11 protein-coding genes are annotated in these 15739 nt (G+C 68.9%); 6 read left to right on the top strand and 5 right to left on the bottom strand.

Going from position 1 to position 15739, the window contains the following annotated elements; all coding sequences use genetic code 11:
* Positions 1–1235 precede the first annotated feature (1235 nt).
* The gene (betT, locus tag LVY72_RS13635) at positions 1236–3503 is read left to right on the top strand and encodes a choline BCCT transporter BetT (protein WP_237821745.1); all 2268 of its coding nucleotides are present in this window, start codon (positions 1236–1238) and stop codon (positions 3501–3503) included.
* Between the two features lie 19 nt (positions 3504–3522).
* Here the strand turns inward: betT and LVY72_RS13630 are convergent, their stop codons facing one another.
* From LVY72_RS13630 to LVY72_RS13620, 3 genes are all read right to left on the bottom strand, one after another.
* Positions 3523–4626, bottom strand: a complete 1104-nt coding sequence (locus LVY72_RS13630; protein WP_237821742.1) for a DUF998 domain-containing protein — start codon at positions 4624–4626, stop codon at positions 3523–3525.
* Between the two features lie 876 nt (positions 4627–5502).
* Positions 5503–8031, bottom strand: coding sequence for an ABC transporter permease (locus LVY72_RS13625; RefSeq protein ID WP_237821741.1), 2529 nt, complete (start codon positions 8029–8031; stop codon positions 5503–5505).
* Between the two features lie 2 nt (positions 8032–8033).
* A complete protein-coding gene (locus LVY72_RS13620; RefSeq protein WP_237821739.1) occupies positions 8034–8801 on the bottom strand; it encodes an ABC transporter ATP-binding protein in 768 nt (255 codons plus the stop codon).
* A 140-nt stretch (positions 8802–8941) separates the two neighbouring features.
* On the opposite strand from LVY72_RS13620, the gene LVY72_RS13615 reads away from it, so the two are divergent.
* From LVY72_RS13615 to LVY72_RS13605, 3 genes are all read left to right on the top strand, one after another.
* On the top strand, positions 8942–9598 hold the full coding sequence (locus tag LVY72_RS13615) for a TetR/AcrR family transcriptional regulator (protein ID WP_237821737.1): 657 nt from the start codon (positions 8942–8944) through the stop codon (positions 9596–9598).
* A gap of 77 nt (positions 9599–9675) precedes the next feature.
* On the top strand, positions 9676–11223 hold the full coding sequence (locus LVY72_RS13610) for an insulinase family protein (protein ID WP_237821734.1): 1548 nt from the start codon (positions 9676–9678) through the stop codon (positions 11221–11223).
* A 95-nt stretch (positions 11224–11318) separates the two neighbouring features.
* Complete coding sequence (locus LVY72_RS13605; RefSeq protein WP_237821732.1) at positions 11319–11804, top strand: hypothetical protein; 486 nt, start codon at positions 11319–11321, stop codon at positions 11802–11804.
* A gap of 87 nt (positions 11805–11891) precedes the next feature.
* Here the strand turns inward: LVY72_RS13605 and LVY72_RS13600 are convergent, their stop codons facing one another.
* Positions 11892–12302, bottom strand: coding sequence for a (R)-mandelonitrile lyase (locus LVY72_RS13600; protein ID WP_237821730.1), 411 nt, complete (start codon positions 12300–12302; stop codon positions 11892–11894).
* 44 nt (positions 12303–12346) lie between these two features.
* Positions 12347–13237 carry a helix-turn-helix domain-containing protein gene (locus LVY72_RS13595; protein WP_237821727.1) on the bottom strand — a complete coding sequence of 297 codons (891 nt, stop codon included), beginning with the start codon at positions 13235–13237 and terminating at the stop codon, positions 12347–12349.
* A gap of 100 nt (positions 13238–13337) precedes the next feature.
* Between LVY72_RS13595 and LVY72_RS13590 the strand changes: the two genes are divergently transcribed.
* Together LVY72_RS13590 and LVY72_RS13585 are read left to right on the top strand one after the other, a co-directional pair.
* Positions 13338–14600 (top strand): multidrug effflux MFS transporter, encoded by a 1263-nt coding sequence (locus LVY72_RS13590; protein WP_237821726.1) that lies wholly within the window; start codon positions 13338–13340, stop codon positions 14598–14600.
* A 39-nt stretch (positions 14601–14639) separates the two neighbouring features.
* The gene (locus LVY72_RS13585) at positions 14640–15662 is read left to right on the top strand and encodes a zinc-dependent alcohol dehydrogenase family protein (protein ID WP_237821724.1); all 1023 of its coding nucleotides are present in this window, start codon (positions 14640–14642) and stop codon (positions 15660–15662) included.
* The last annotated feature ends 77 nt before the right edge of the window (positions 15663–15739 follow it).

Here is a 15739-nt window from a genome sequence, read left to right as displayed (position 1 = left end):
ACCCCCGGAACCCCCGCGGTTCCGGGGGTTTTTGCTTGCCACCGGAACGGCCGCCCGGCCACGCCTGAATACGCCGAGGCTTTCCGGCACAATTACTCCAGGCTCTTGCCGTTCCCCATCAGCCAGGTACCGCAGATCAGCACGACCAGCCTGTGGCCCACGGATATCCGGCACCGGCTGCAAGGCAGTCCGTGACTGCCTTGCCAATCCCCTCCCGGGCCGGTCCGGTCTGGCCGCCCAGTTCGACGTCCAGCCCCCGCCAGCTGCCGAAGAGGCGGCGGGTTCGGGGAGAGCAGCCGCGTCCGCCGGTGCGGGCCCGGCACTGGAGCACCCGATTGTGACACGCATTACACGGCGGAATTGGGAAGCTGCCGTTCCGGCTGCTATCCATGGTGAGCAACGCCATCCGATTCCGAGGGGGGACAGACATGGCCGAGCATTCCGACGTCCTGGGGTCCGGCACGCCATGCCACGGTCTGGCCTTTGAAACATGCACCGTTTACCTGGGCGAACCCGGAAGCAGCGAAGCCATAGTCGAGCTCAGGTGCACCGGGCCCGGATGCACCAACGTCTGGTACCCGCATCCGGCTACCGGCAGGGATCTACAGAAGGCGTTCCAGCGACGCGCCAGCGGCCGCCTTCACGAATGGCCCCGCCCGGTTGCCCGGCTCCGGTCGCTGCCCCTGGTACCGCAGGCGGTGCTGTTCGCCTGCCTGCTGGGTGCCGCTGCCGCCGTCCTTGGGATCCTGGCCGGGCTTCCGGCGCGTGTCAACTGGGGATCCGGGATGATGCTCTCCGCGCTATACATGGCCGTTCGATCGTTCATTGTCCCCCGTGGCTCAGGCAGTAAAGCGCACCGTGATGCCATCCTGCTTTTCTGCCTGTCCTGGATTCCGTGCAGCATCGGGACGGCCGCCCTGGCCTTCCTCTGGCGGTAGGGCCGGCAGCCCCGGGACGACATCGCCGGCTCTGGCTCCGGTAGCTGCCTCGACCCCGGGTCCTCGTTCTCCGGGGGCCTGCCCCTGTGACGGCAGCGGGATCCCCACGCGTCCCTGCCGGGTGGATCCGGCCACTTATTCTGCTGAAGCGACTGCGGCGGCGGTACTAGCATGACCTGCAAGCAATAAGACAAGGCGCCCTCGGTGCAAGACCTCCTCTCCAACCGGACCTGAGGCCAACGATATCCGTCCATGGCGACGGCGGCCCGAGTTCATCGCCGGATCGAGGAGGACCGCATGCCTGACGCGGAAGACAAGCGCCGCACGGAGGACGAGCCAACGAAGGCCCTGGTCGAACGGCGGCAACTCGGCGGCACGGAGCGGCGGCGCCCCGGCTTCGATGAAGAGAACCGCCCTCCCGTCTCCAGCCAGGAGCTCATCCGGGGGCCCGCTGAGCTGACCGAGGAGCCCGGGCCCCGGATCAACTGGCGCGTATTCATCATCGCCTCGGCCATCACCGCCGTCTTCTCCGTGTGGGCCATGCTCACGCCCACGCACGCGGCCGGCATCATGCACACCGTGGTGGAATGGATCGCGGAGAACCTGGGCTGGTACTACGTCCTCACCGTCACCTTGGTGATCCTCTTCGTCCTGTGGGTCGCCTTCTCCAAGGAAGGCTCCGTCCGGCTCGGACCGGACCATTCCCGTCCGCAGTACAAGCTCTTCACCTGGGTGGCCATGCTGTTCGCCGCGGGCGTGGGCATCGATCTGCTCTTCTACTCCGTGACCGGACCCATCACCCAATACGTGAACCCGCCGGCAGGTGAGGGCCAGACGGCCGCCGCCGCCCAGGATGCCGTGGTGTGGACGATGTTCCACTACGGCATAGCCGGCTGGTCCATCTACGCACTGCTCGGCATGGCCATGGGCTACTTTGCCTACCGCTGGGGCATGCCGCTGTCCATCCGGGCGGCCCTATATCCGCTGCTGGGAAAGCGCGTCCGCGGCGCCGCCGGCGACGTGATCGACATCGTTGCCCTGGTCGGCACGGTGTTCGGCGTGGCAACCTCGATGGGCATCGGCGTCGTGCTGCTGAACGTCGGCTTCGCGTGGCTCTTCGGCCTGCAGCAGGGCCTGGCCCTGCAGATCGCACTGGTCATCGTCGCCGTCGTCATGACCGTCGCGGCCTGCACCTCCGGAGTGGACAGGGGGATCCGCTGGATCTCCGAGCTGAACATCTGGAGTGCGGCGGCCATGCTGCTGTACATCCTCGTGACCGGCCGGACCTCGTTCCTGCTCAACGCGATCGTGGAGAACATCGGCCGGTTCGTGCTGACCCTGCCCGCGCGCACCCTGCAGACCTTTGCCTACGAAGAGGGCGGCTCGGAGTGGATGGCGGCCTGGACCCTGTTCTTCTGGGCCTTCTGGCTGGCCTGGGGACCATTCGTGGGTCTCTTCCTGGCCCGCATCTCGCGCGGCCGGACGCTGCGCGAGTTCGTCATCGCCGCCATCACCGCCCCGGTACTGTGCGATTTCCTGATCGTGACCATCTTCGGCAACAGCGCCCTGCACGAGGTGCTTAACGGGAACAAGGAGTTCGCCCGGCTGGCCATGGACAGTCCGGAACAGGGCTGGTATGCCCTGCTGGAGATGTTCCCCGGAGCGGCTTTCCTGATCGGGCTGGCCACCTTGTCCGGACTGCTGTTCTACCTCACGAGCGCCAACTCCGGTGCCATGGTGATGTCCAATTTCTCCTCCTCGATCCCGGATCCGTCCCAGGACGGGGCCAAATGGCTGCGCATCTTCTGGGCGGTACTCACCGCGCTGCTGACCATCGCCATGCTGGTCGCCGGCGGCGTGACCACCATGGAATATGCCACGCTCATCTTCGCCCTGCCGGTGACGGTCATCGCCTACCTGGTGATGGCCTCGTTCTCCAAGGTCCTGCGGATGGAGCGGGCCGACCGCGAGGGCCAGGTGCTGCGCCGGCATTCCATGGCGGCCCACGGCGGCTACGCGCCCGAACGCACCTGGCGCCAGCGGCTGGCGGGCATGCGTGCCTATCCATCGAAGAAGCAGGTGGCCCAGTTCATGGAACGCACGGTGCAGCCCGCGCTGGGCGATGTGGTCAAGGAGTTCGCGAAGCAGGGCTACCAGGCCTCCCTGGACATCGCGCCGAACGAACAGAGCGGAATCGCCAGTCATGTCCTGGTGGTCACCATTCCGGACCACCGCAGCTTCCTGTACCAGGTGCAGGCCGTAGAAGCCCCGGTGCCGATGTTCGGCGGACGCATGTCCCGCGAAACCGACGTCTACTACCGGGTGGAAGTGTTCACGCAGACCGGATCCGAGGGCTACGACCTGATGGGGGTGACCCGTCAGCAGGTCATCGACGACGTCCTGGACCGCTACGAGGCGCATCTGGGCTTCCTAACGTACTCCAGCGAGCGCGATTACGCCTCGGTACTCACCCCTCCGGTCGATCCGGTCACCGGCGGCATCATGCAGGTGCAGCCTGCCGAGGAGCCCGACGACGAGGCGGCGGGCGGCGGCGGGCGGGAATGACCGGCAGGCGGCCCGGGCTTCAGCCCGCCCGTTGGTCCACGGGCTCCGCGGCCTGGGCCGAGGTGCGCATCGCGCCGGTGTTGCGGATCAGGACCATGAGCCAGCCGAAGATGAGCAGGAAGGCGACGAGCTCAACCGCCGTCAGGGTGTAGTAGCCGGTGGCGAAGAACATTGCCAGGACAAGGATCACCGCAATAAAGACGTACCCCAGCACGAGGAAGGTCCGCGGCAGGCCGGGAACGAGCCGCCCCAGTGCTGCGACCAAGGCGATGTAGACCACCGCCATGCCGCTCGCGGCGAGGGTGTGCAGGACCAGGAACTCGTCCACCGGGAAGATGCCGACGCAGGCGAGGAGGATGCCGATCAGGGCGAGGCCTGACCGGACCCGGCGCCGTCCCCGCTGTTCCTGGCGCGTCCGGGCGGGTAGCGCCGAGGTGGCATAGTGGGCGATCGTCGTCATGACGACGCCGGCGATGATGAGGGTGAGATTGAAGGTGCGGGCCGACAGGTCCCCGGTGACGCCGAGCATGCTCAGGTTCTCCTGCCACCAGAGCGGATCACTGGCGGTGAGCATGCTCGCGAAGATTCCCACCACAAGGAACAGGGCGAGCGTGAGTGATAGCGACATCGGCGTGAGGTGGGTCGCCGACAGGAAAACCGCGTAACTTGTCACGGCGACGGCGACGCCCGCCAGCAGGGCGGCGGACAGGCTGTAGACCACGGCGCCTTGGAAGCTGTCGCTGACCACGTTGGCGATGGCGGTCCAGCCGAGCAGCGCAATGAGTGCATAGGCCAGGGCCAAGGCGGCGATGTCGTACCAGCCGAGGCGCTCGCGCGGCGGGCCGGAGGGCCCCGCACCGGCCGCCGAAGGGTGCCGGGTCCGCACCGCCATCACCGCCCCGACCAGGACGACGACGGCGGCGGCCGCCCCTGCCAGCGCGACGAACTGGCCGATGGAGCCGCGCCCGGAAATCGGGACGTACCGGCCCCGGAACACCACCAGCGCGGCCAGTGCCGAGATCACGAACATGGCCCCCGCGAGGATCACCGCCGCGGATTCGACCGGCGCCGCGCTCTGGCTGAGGTGGCGGCGGATCCGCCCAAACGGAAGCGGCCGGCTCATGGTGTGCCGGACGTCAGCAGCATGCCGGGACGCCAGTAAAAGCGTCGTGCCACAACCGCACGGGTTTCATGCTGCCCCCTTGGATGGACGATGTCGGGAGCTTATCCGAGGAGGGCGGACTTTGTCATCCGCAGGCACCGGCCGCTCGCCCGCGGGGCTGCCAAAGAGCATCTGTGGCTGACCAGGGCGGTTTCCCGCCGCAGGACTGCCAACCCGGACCGGCTCCTGCATCCCCGGCTGGGCTGCGAGGCGGCGGATGGCCCAGACAGGAGTGAGCGGTAATTGACCGCCTTGAATGGCGCGGGTGGGCCGGTAAGCCCGCCCGCGCCATTCCGTCAGACTGCCTTGGTGTAATTGACGATAGTGAACGTGGATGAGCTGACGGCAAGAATGTCGATCTCTCCGTGGGCCTCGTCGGGCTGCACGGTCCAACCAACGGAACCGAGAACGGTTCCGTTGTCATCGGCAACCGAGGCGGACCGGCCCTCGCCGGGGTTGTCGAGGGCGGCCAGATGCCGATGGTAATCCTCGCGCCACCGGCCACGGCGGTTCCGGAAGACGGCTTCACCGACAAGCGGCCGCTAAGAGTCCTCGTAGAACGGTCCGAAGGTGCCGATGGTGAGATCAAGGAGGACGGGCAGGTCCTGGGGTGTGAGCGGACGGATGTCCATGGGATGCCTTTCTGGTGAGGGTTTGATGGATACCCGCTGCCTGCGCGGCAACGGTTCTGGTCACGGCCGATCGGGCCGTCCCTCAGGCGCGGGCCCTGCCCGCAGCAAAGAACTCCACGGTTCGCACTCTAGTTAGCTGGCTCGGTGCTGTCGACAGTCCGTCGCTTCCGTGCCTGCCGGCGGCCGCCGCCGGCAGGCACGGAAGTCAATCCACGGTGATGGCCCGCAGCACGTCCACCCGGCTGGCCCGGCGGGCAGGGCCGATGGCGGCCAGGACCCCGATCACGGCCGCCACGACCACGTAGACCGCCAGCGAGGCGAGTGGAACATCCAGGCTGCTGATGCCTTCGCCGTTCATCGCGCGGGCCAGCGCGATGCCGGCTCCCGTGCCCAGCAGCACGCCGGCAATGGCGCCGAAGAGGGACATCAGCACCGACTCGCGCCGGATCACGGTGCGGACCTGGCGGCGGGTGGCCCCGACGGCACGCATCAGGCCCAGTTCCCGGGTCCGTTCGACCACCGAAAGCACCAAGGTGTTAATGATGCCCAGCACCGCGACGATGACAGCCAGCGCCAGCAGCGCCGTGACCAGGCCGAGCATCTGGTCCACCGAGGCCTGCTGGGATTTGGCGAACTCGGTCGGATCGCTGACCTGCACATTCGGGAAGTCCGCCAACGCGTCGTCGACCTGCTGCTGGAGCTTTCCGGCTGCCACCCCGGATGCGGCCGTGACCATGACGGCGGCGTCCATCCGCGAGGTGACATTGCCGGCATAGTCGTCGAGGGTCAGCAGGTAGCCCGCCCCGACCAGCGCGTCGCGCTCGAAGAGGGCGGCGACCTCGTAGCTTCGCTCACCTGTCTCCGGGAACGTGATGGTTACCGTGTCGCCGACGCCGGCATCGAGTTGCTTCGCCTGCTTGGTGGAGAGCAGCAGACTGCCGTTGCGGAAGTCGGCCAGTGAACCGGCGGTAATGCCCAGGTCCATAACGTGGTCCACGGTGTCCCGGGTCAGGCCGATGATGCTGGCTGACTTGTTGGCCACAGTGGCCTGGGAGAAGCGCAGTTCCAGCACGGCGTCGACCTCCGCCTGCTGGTCCAGGATCCGGGCCACCGCCGGGCTGACGCCACCGGTCGGTGAGGCGGCCTGGAGGATGAGGTCCGCCCTGTTGCCGCCACTGAGCAGGTCGGTCACCGAGGCCTTGGTTGATGATGCCACCACGGCGACGGCACAGACCACGGTCAGGCCGATGGTCAGGGCCAGCGCAGTGGCGGCGGCGCGCTTCGGGGCACGCGTGATGTTGCGCGCGGCCAGGCTCCATCCGCCGCCGGCACGGCCACGGTTGGCCAGTCCCGCCATCGCGCGGGCCAGCAGCGGTCCGGCGACTACCAGGCCGGCGAAGCCGGCCAGCGCACCAAGGCCGGTCAGCACCAACTGGTCCTTCAGCAGCGCCGCGGTGGCCAAGGCTGCGGCCGAGGCAGCCAGCAGCAGGATGCCCACCGTGGAGCGGCTCCGGCCGATGCTGCCGTCCGCCGGGGTGGCGGTCCGCAGCGCCTCCATCGGGGCCACACGGGTAGCGGAGACGGCAGGAACGACGGCGGCAACGACGGTAATGACCACGCCGACCAGCAGCGCGGCGACGATCGTCCGCGGTTCGACCACGGCAGCAGTGGTGGGCACTTCAATCCCCACCGCGGCCAGCAGCGAGCGGATGCCGCCGGCCAGGCCCACGCCCGCTGCCAGCCCCAGGCCTGCGGAGACGAGGCCGATCAGCCCGGCTTCCAGGATGATGCCGCCGAGCACTTGGCCTCCCTTGGCGCCGACGGCGCGCAGCAGCGCCACCTCGCGGCGGCGCTGCGCCACCAGGACATTGAACGTATTCCAGATGACAAAGGAGCCCACCAGCAGCGAGACACCGGCAAAGGTGAGGAGCACGTTGGTGAAGATACCCAGACCATCGCGGATGGCCTGGGCGGATTCGCCGGACACCTGGTCGGCGGTCAGGGCCTCGGTACCGGCCGGGAGGGCCTGTGCCAGTTCGTCGCGCAGGTCCACCGCGGAAATTCCGTCGGCGGCGCGAACGTCGATCTGGTCGAACTTCCCGGCCTTACCCAGCAGTTTCTGCGCCGTGGCGGTTTCGAACGAAGCCAGCGTGGCGCCGGCAAGGCTGTCAGTGTCCCCGAAACCGACGATTCCGGTGATGGTGAACTCCTCGGTGCCGTCCTCGAAGATCACCGCGGCCCGGTCCCCGACTTTGTAACCGGCCTTGGCCGCCGACGCGGCATCCACGGCCATCTCGTCCGGCGCGGCGGGCACCTGGCCCGAACGGAGGGAGAAATTGCCGGACAGGTCGCTGTCCGTGGAGGTGCTTGAGCCCAGCGTGGGGGCGCCGCCGGGCTGGATCGGCTGGCCGTCCTTGTCCAGGATCAGTGCGAAGCCGGTCACCGAGCCTTCGGCCGCGGCGACCCCGGAGACCTTCCGGACGGTGTCGACAATGTCTTCGTCCAGGGGGCGGACCTGGCCCCGGGCGGTGGCATTGGCGTCGATGGACTCGGCGCGGACCACGACGTCGGTGCCCTTCGCCAGGCCGGCGAAGAGTTCGTCGAACGCCTTGCCCATGGTGTCCGAGAGGACGAAGGACGCGGACACGAAAGCCACCCCGACCGTGACCGCGGCGACGGTGAGCACGAGCCGGAGCTTGTGCGCCAGCAGCGAGCGCAGCGAATAGCGCAGCATGGCTAGCCTCCCAGCCGCTTCATCATTTCCAGCACGCCGTCCCGGGTGGGAGCCTGCAGCTCATCCACCACGCGGCCGTCGGCCAGGAAGACCACACGGTCCGCATATGAGGCAGCCACCGGATCATGCGTCACCATGACCACGGTCTGGCCGAGGTCGTCCACCGCCGAGCGCAGGAACCCCAGCAGCTCGGCCCCGGTGCGCGAGTCCAGGGCGCCGGTAGGCTCGTCGCCGAAGACCACCTCCGGCTTGGTGGCAAGGGCGCGGGCCACGGCCACGCGCTGCTGCTGGCCACCGGAAAGCTGCGCGGGCCGGTGGCCCAGCCGTTCGCCCAGCCCCAGGCTCGCGATGACCTTCTCGAACCATTCGCCGTCGACCTTGCGGCCGGCCAGATCCAGCGGCAGGGTGATGTTTTCCCGGGCGGTCAGCACCGGCAGCAGGTTGAAGGCCTGGAAGATAAAGCCCAACCGGTCCCGGCGCAGCAGAGTCAGCTCCTTGTCCGACAGGCTGGCAATGTCGGTGCCGCCGATGAAGGCCTGCCCGGAGGAAAGCGTGTCCAGCCCGGCCATGCAGTGCAGCAGCGTGGACTTGCCCGAGCCGGAGGGGCCCATGATCGCCGTGAACGCGCCGGCGGCGAAGTCCACGGTCACCGCGTCGAGGGCGACGACGGCGGCATCCCCGCTGCCGTAGGTTTTCGTCGCCTGCTCGACGCGTGCCGCAATCGACTGCCCGGTGCCGCGTGGCGGTTTCGCCACGGAGGTGCTGGTCATGAAAGATCCTTTCAAAAGGTGCAAGTGGGATGAAGAATGGCGTTGACAAGCTGTTTTGTACGTTGTACGTCGGAATTGTACAACGTACAAAAACGCGCGGGTGTATAGTGGCTGCTCACGCTTTGCCACGAGGAGGATCCATGCCGCACCGAACCCACCTCACCGGCGAAGACGTAGCCCGCAAGGCGCTGGAAATGATCGACGAACTGGGGCTCGACGGGCTGAGCATGCGCAAGCTCGCGGCCGCCCTGGGTGTGGCCCCGATGACCATCTATTCCTACTTCACGGACCGGGATGCGCTGCTCGACGGCGTGGCCCAGCTGCTCTACGGGGAAATCGAGGCTCCGTCCGGCAGCCAGGGTGGGCCCCGCGACACGCTGATCCGGATCATGATGTCGGTCCGCGGGATGCTGCTGCGCCACCCCAACGCCATTACGCTGATTGCCAGCCGGCCGCCGCGCACGCTGGACGCCCTGGCTTTCGTCGAGGCCGGCTGCCGGGCCCTGCGCCGGGAGGGTATCAGCGCCCGGGACACCGCTCGGGCCTACCGGGCGCTGGCCGCCTACTCGCTGGGGACGGCCATGACAGAGGCCGGCCGCTACTTCACCGAGCATCCGGCCACACAGCTGGCGGCCGGACCGCTGAGCGAACGCACCATTACCCGGCACCTGCCGAACGTGGCCGAAATCGGACCGTACCTGGACCAGCTCGACGACGCGGCGGAGTTCGAGTACGGGCTGGACCTGACTCTGGACCGCTTCATGACACAGCCCGAGGCGAGCCTGGACGGTCCCTGACACCGGGCCGGCCGCCGGATAGGATCGCCGCAGGCACCAACCGGGGCCTTCCCACCTGCTGTTAGGGGCTGACGAACGTGACGATCCATTCCGCCGTGGTCGATGGTGTACCGGTCCGTTGGACCGAACAGCCCGGCCGCTTCGCCGCGTCGCTGGTCTTCCGCTGCGGAGTGCGGGACGAAACGTTCGGCACGGCCGGGATCACCCACCTGGTCGAACACCTGGCGTTCGCCGCCATCCCGGTTCCCGACCACGAGTTCAACGGCCAGGTGGCCCTGGGCATCACGGAGTTCACGTTCGAGGGCGCCCCCGGAGAGGTCGCACGGTCCCTGGCAGCCGTGTGCGGATCACTCTCGGCCTTGGCCGAGGGGCGTATCGACGAACCCATGCTGGCCAGGGAACGCGCCGTGCTCGAGGCTGAGGGCAGGACGACACCCATTCCGGCGGAAATCGCCGAAGCACTGTCGAACCACTACGGCCTGGCCGGGCCCGGGCTGGCCGCCGTCGAGGAGAAGTACCTCGACCGCCTCACGGCCGCGGACGTGTCCAGGCACGCTGCGGAATACTTCACCCGGGGCAATGCTGTCCTGGTGTGTACGGCGGCCCCACCGGCCGGCCTGCGCCTGCCGCTGCCCGAGGGACCGCGGCGGCCCTTGCGCGCCGCCGCCCGTGTCGTTGCACGCGGTCCGGCCGAATACGCCAGCGGCGGAACGCAACTGGTGCTCTCCTTCCAGGTTCCCGGCGACCAGGACGATACCGCCGGCATCGCCCCGTTGGTTTGCCGGACGCTGGAACGGCGCATCCACGAGGGACTGCGCCGCCGGGACGGGCTGGTCTACGGCGCCGCCTGCAGCGGCGTCACAGTCGATGACCACAGCGGGCTCATGGTCGCCACCATTGACGTGGCCCCGCGGAACGCGGCCGAAGCGGCCGGCCGCGTCATCGACGAACTGCGGAGCCTTCGGGATGCAGGGATTTCCCCGGAGGAAGCGCGCCGCGCCGCAGTCCGGCTGGCCTCGGACCGGGCCGAGCCCGGGGCCGAACAGGACGATGCCTACCAGACGGCAGTAGCCGAACTGTGCGGCCAGCGCCCTTGGCGTTGGGACGACGTCGCGGCGGCAGTGCGGAACTACACGCCGGCGCTCACCGCCAGCCTGCTGGCCGACCTGGACAGCACGCTGCTGGTCGGGCTCCCAGCGGAGGCCATCCCCGAGGACGTGGATGCACGCACCGGCGTCGTTTTCCCGCCGCGCCGGACAGAGGAAAAGACCCATGTGCAGGGCCGGACCTACAAACGGGGGCTGATGGCCAGATTCGCCGGCGTCCCGGAGGATACCCGTCTCGTCGTCGGCGAGGAGGGCCTGGTGCTGACCCTGCTCGGCGAGACCACGGCCATGCCTTGGGAAGCGATCGTCGGACTGGAACGGGAACCAATCGCCGGCGGCGCCGAGGGGATCACACTGTACACGCGGGACGCATTCCAACTCGGCTTCGTCTCGGCCTGGTTCCGCCGCGGCGACGACGCCGTCACGCAAATCCGCTCCGCCGTCCCGGAACGGCTACAGTGCATTGCCAGTCCTGGCGCTATCGAAAACCCGAGGGGCAGCAGCCACGCAACCTCGTAAGCCCAACAGTGCCAGGACCGGCAGACCTGAAGGAGCCCAGAGCTTGGACTTCGGAAACACGGCACCTGATCGGCACAACCGGCATTCTCGTGCGGTTGGTTCAGGATCTTGAGGACTTCACCGAGAATCCGGATAAGTGCCTGGTGGACCTCTACGCCGACGAGGAAGCGGCCAAGAAGGCCTGGCTGCGCACCGGGGAACGGTACCGTTTCACGTACAACGACGGCGTCGTGACCCTTAGCTGGCAGGGGATCCCCCTGGTCGGTGTCCCAATGTGGGACGACATCTGCGGCCTCTGGCACTACCTGGTTGAGGTGGTCGACGGATACCTGTCCACCGGCCGGGGAGAAATGTCCTTCCCGGACAGTCCCGCCCCGATCATCCTGGAACGGATCCGCGGCGGTGCGCTGATCACCATCGGTGACACCAAGGCCCGCGTCGAACCCATCACCTTCTGCCGCGAGCTGCTCGCCGAGGCGGAACGGTTCTGGCGCTGGACCGACCGGTGGGGAATCCCGGTTGACTCCGGATACGCGCTCCCGGAAATCGACCGGGTCCGTTCACGGATCCCCTGGCGCTGACTGCCGTCGGGAATCGGACGACCATGTCGCACGAATGTTGCATGGGGAACCCTGTGCCTACTCCCGGAAGCTGTTCCGCCGTCCGGCTCACGCCGCGGGGTACTCGTCTGCCGTGAGCAGCTCGCCCCAGGTGGTCTCCGGCTCGCCGCTGCCGGGTGCGGGGGCCTCCCACAGGGCGAGGTGGCACATGAAGTTGCCGGCCGTGGCGCCGTGCCAGTGCCATTCCCCCGCCGGGGTGTATACGGTGTCGCCGGGATGCAGTTCGATGATCTCCTCGCCGCGGGACTGCACGTACCCGACCCCCTCGGTCACGTGCAGCGTCTGCCCGACGGCGTGCTTGTGCCAGGCCGTGTGCGCGCCCGGGGTGAAGCGCACCAGGTTCAGACGGGTCCGGGAAGGCTCGCTTCCTGCATAGTAGGCGTTGAAGTACACATCCCCCGTGAACCATTCGGCCGGCCCCTTTACGGTCGGGGTTTTCGGTTGCAGCTGCGTGCTCATGCAGGTTCCTTCCGTTGTTCTTCCGGGTTCTTTCGGTTGCATGGTCAGCGCAGGTGGCCGCGCTGCAATGCAATCTGGGCCGTCTGCTCCGCTGCCAGGGAGGCCAGCAGCCGAAGACGCTCGGCGGATGCGCTGCCGGGTTCGGCGGTGTAGATCATCAGGACCAGCCCGGGTTCGGCGGTGATGGCCAGTTCCTCGTAGGCGAGGACGAGTTCGCCGACGTCAGGATGGTTGAACCGCTTGGTGCCGGTGCCGTGGGTCCGCACATCGTGTGCGCCCCAGAGCCTGCGGAAGGTTCCGCTCTGCGTCGAGAGCTCGCCGACGAGGTCCTGCAGGCCGCGGTCGTGAGGGTCGCGGCCTGCCTCGGCACGCATGATCGCCACGCACATCTGTGCGAACGCCTCCCAGTCGGGGTAGAACTCACGGGAGGCCGGATCGAGGAACTGGAAGCGGGCCAGGTTCGGGGTGCGCCCGCCGTCGCCGATCATCGGTGAGTAGAAGGCGCGGCCCAGCGCGTTGACGGCGAGCAGGTCCTGCTGCTGGTTGCGGACAAAGGCGATGCCGTCGGTGATCGCGTCCAGCGCCCAGTGCAGGCTGGGGCGGGCGGCGGCCTGCCGGGTCGCGCGGCGGCGCGGACGCCCGGACGTGGGGATGCCGTCGGCGGCGCGCGCGAGGTCGAAGAGGTGCGTGCGCTCCGTGTCGTCCAGCTGCAGGGCCCGCGCGACGGCGTCGAGCACGGACGAGGATGCCCCGGCGATCGCGCCGCGTTCCAGCTTGGCGTAGTACTCGACGCTCACCCCGGCCAGCAGCGCGACCTCGGTCCGCCGCAGGCCGGGAACGCGCCGCTTCGGGCCGGCGGCGATCCCGGCCTGCTCCGGGGTGACCTTGGCCCGCCGCGACATGAGGAATTCGCGGACTTCTTCCCGACTGTCCATACGGTCAGGATAGGTCGGCCCCGGCAGGCTTGGGGTGCCCTGCCAGTACACCCCTTGACAGGGACTCCCACTGCGCGGCCGGACGTCCTTTACTGGAAGGGTGCCCAATCTCCCTGCCCTCCCCCAACGGCCCGCCGGGCGGCTGCTGCCGGCGCTGTTGCTGGCGCTGACCGTGTTCGGTCCGGTCTCGATGGACCTCTACCTGCCGGTGCTGCCCGCACTGACGCACGAACTCGGCGCCGCGACGTCGGTGGCCCAGCTGACCGTCACCGCGTGCCTGGTCGGACTGGCGCTCGGCCAGCTGCTCGCCGGACCGCTCTCGGACAGGTTCGGACGATCCCTCCCGCTGTACGCCGGCGTCGCCGCCTACATTGCCACCTCGCTGGTGTGCGCGGCCAGCCCGACCGTCGAAACGCTGATCCTGGCCCGCCTGGCCCAAGGCCTCGCAGGCGGGGCGGGCCTGGTGATCGCCCAAGCGGCCGGCCGTGACATCTACTCCGGCGGGGAGCTGATCCGCTACTACGGCCGCATGACGGTGCTCGGCGGTCTCGCCGCCGTGATCGGGCCGCTGCTGGGCGGTCAACTCGCCACGGTCACGGACTGGCGCGGCCTGTTCGTGTTCCTCGCGGCGGTCGGCGCGGCCCTCCTCACCGCCGTCACACTCGCCTACCGCGAGACCCTGCCGCCGCAGCACCGCACCATGGGCGGACTGGCGCAGACCGGCCGTGATTTCCGCGCGCTGCTGTCGAACCGTGCGTTCGCCGGCGCCGTGCTCGTGCAGGGGTTCGTCAACGCCGCCCTGTTCGCCTACCTTGCCGGGGCCACCTACGTGCTGCAGGGCAGCTACGGACTCTCCCCACAGCAGTACGCGCTGGCGTTCGGCCTGAACTCGGCCGGATTCATGGTCTTCGGCTACCTCGCCGGCCGCACGAGCGAGCGCTGGAGCATGCGGGGAACACTCGCCGTCGGTCTGGCCATGTGCGCCTCCGGCGCGCTCGGCCTGCTCGCCGCGGGGCTGTCCGCCCTGCCGCTGGCCGCCGTGGTCGTGTCGCTGCTGGTGATGGTCGGCGGCGTCGCCGTCACCACCCCGCCGACGACGGCGCTCGCCCTGGCGGGTTATCCGCAACTGGCCGGCACCGCGTCCTCGCTGCTCGGCATGGCCCGGTTCGCCTTCGGCGGGATCGCTGCCCCCTTCGTGGGACTCGCCGGCGCCGCCACGATGCTGCCGCTGGGCGTCGTCACCGCAGTCTCGGCCGCCCTCGCCGTCGCCGCGCACGCGGTGTTCCTGATCCGGCGGCTTCCGGCCGGCGCCGTGGAAGAATCCGCCGCAGAACCGCAAACCGCAGGTTCTGCCGCCCGCTGATCTGACCCCGAAACCATCCAGGAGAAGGAGAATCCCACCATGCGTGGAGTCATCATGTACGCCCCCGGCGACGTCCGCGTCGAGGAACGCGAGCGCCCGGGAATCGTCGAGCCCACCGACGCGGTCATCCGCGTTGCCGCCGCCTGTGTCTGCGGCTCGGACCTGTGGCCCTACCGCGGCCTCCAGCCGGTCGACGGACCCTCACCGATGGGCCACGAGTACGTCGGCGTTGTCGAGGAGATCGGACCGGAGGTCAGGAACATCAAGGTCGGCGACTTCGTCGTCGGCTCGTTCCTCGCCTCGGACAACACCTGCGAGATCTGCCAGGCCGGCTACCAGACGCACTGCATTAACCGGCAGCCCGGCGCCGCCACCGGCGCGCAGTCCGAATACGCCCGCATTCCGCTGGCCGACGGCACGCTCGTGGCCACCGGCACCCAGCCAACCCCGGAGCAGATCCCCAGCCTGCTGGCCGCCTCGGATGTGCTCGGCACCGGCTGGTTCGCCGCCGTCGCGGCCGAAGCAGGCCCGGGCAAGACGGTCGCCGTCGTGGGCGACGGGGCGGTGGGGCTGCTCGGCATCCTTGCCGCCAGCCGGCTCGGGGCCGAGCGCATCATCGCGATGAGCCGGCACGCCGACCGCCAGGCCCTGGCGACGAAGTTCGGCGCCACCGACATCGTCGAAGAACGCGGGGCCGAGGGCGTGGCGAAGATCAAGGAGCTCACCAACGGGTTGGGCGCACACTCGGTCATCGAGGCCGTGGGTACCCAGGAGTCGATGATGCAGGCCATCCATGCCACCCGGCCCGGCGGCCACGTCGGCTTCGTCGGCGTCTCGCACGGGGTCTCGCTGGACGGCGCCAAGCTCTTCTTCTCCGGCGTCCACCTGCACGGCGGGCCGGCCCCGGTGCGCCGCTTCCTGCCCGAGCTGATCGAGCTGATCATGAACGGCGAGATCAACCCCGGCGAGGTCTTCGACCTCACCCTGCCGCTCGAGCAGGCCGCCGAGGCCTACCGGGCCATGGACGAGCGCCGCGCCATCAAGGTCCTGCTCACTCCCTGAAACCCACCCAGCGGGTGCGGCCCTTCCTGCCGGGAAGGGGCCGCACCCGGGGCGGCCGCTGCGCGCGGCCGGGGCCG

The sequence above is a fragment of the Arthrobacter hankyongi genome, from assembly GCF_022012395.1.
GTDB classification, from domain to species: domain Bacteria; phylum Actinomycetota; class Actinomycetes; order Actinomycetales; family Micrococcaceae; genus Crystallibacter; species Crystallibacter hankyongi.
The sequence above is the reverse complement of the archived record's forward strand: the minus strand, read 5'-3'. Positions and strand labels throughout refer to the sequence as shown.

Excerpts from the sequence above, each read along its gene's own strand:
- betT (WP_237821745.1), top strand. The coding sequence starts at position 1,236 with ATGCCTGACGCGGAAGACAAGCGCCGCACGGAGGACGAGCCAACGAAG.
- LVY72_RS13630 (WP_237821742.1), bottom strand. The coding sequence starts at position 4,626 with ATGAGCCGGCCGCTTCCGTTTGGGCGGATCCGCCGCCACCTCAGCCAG.
- LVY72_RS13625 (WP_237821741.1), bottom strand. The coding sequence starts at position 8,031 with ATGCTGCGCTATTCGCTGCGCTCGCTGCTGGCGCACAAGCTCCGGCTC.
- LVY72_RS13620 (WP_237821739.1), bottom strand. The coding sequence starts at position 8,801 with ATGACCAGCACCTCCGTGGCGAAACCGCCACGCGGCACCGGGCAGTCG.
- LVY72_RS13615 (WP_237821737.1), top strand. The coding sequence starts at position 8,942 with ATGCCGCACCGAACCCACCTCACCGGCGAAGACGTAGCCCGCAAGGCG.
- LVY72_RS13600 (WP_237821730.1), bottom strand. The coding sequence starts at position 12,302 with ATGAGCACGCAGCTGCAACCGAAAACCCCGACCGTAAAGGGGCCGGCC.
- LVY72_RS13595 (WP_237821727.1), bottom strand. The coding sequence starts at position 13,237 with ATGGACAGTCGGGAAGAAGTCCGCGAATTCCTCATGTCGCGGCGGGCC.
- LVY72_RS13585 (WP_237821724.1), top strand. The coding sequence starts at position 14,640 with ATGCGTGGAGTCATCATGTACGCCCCCGGCGACGTCCGCGTCGAGGAA.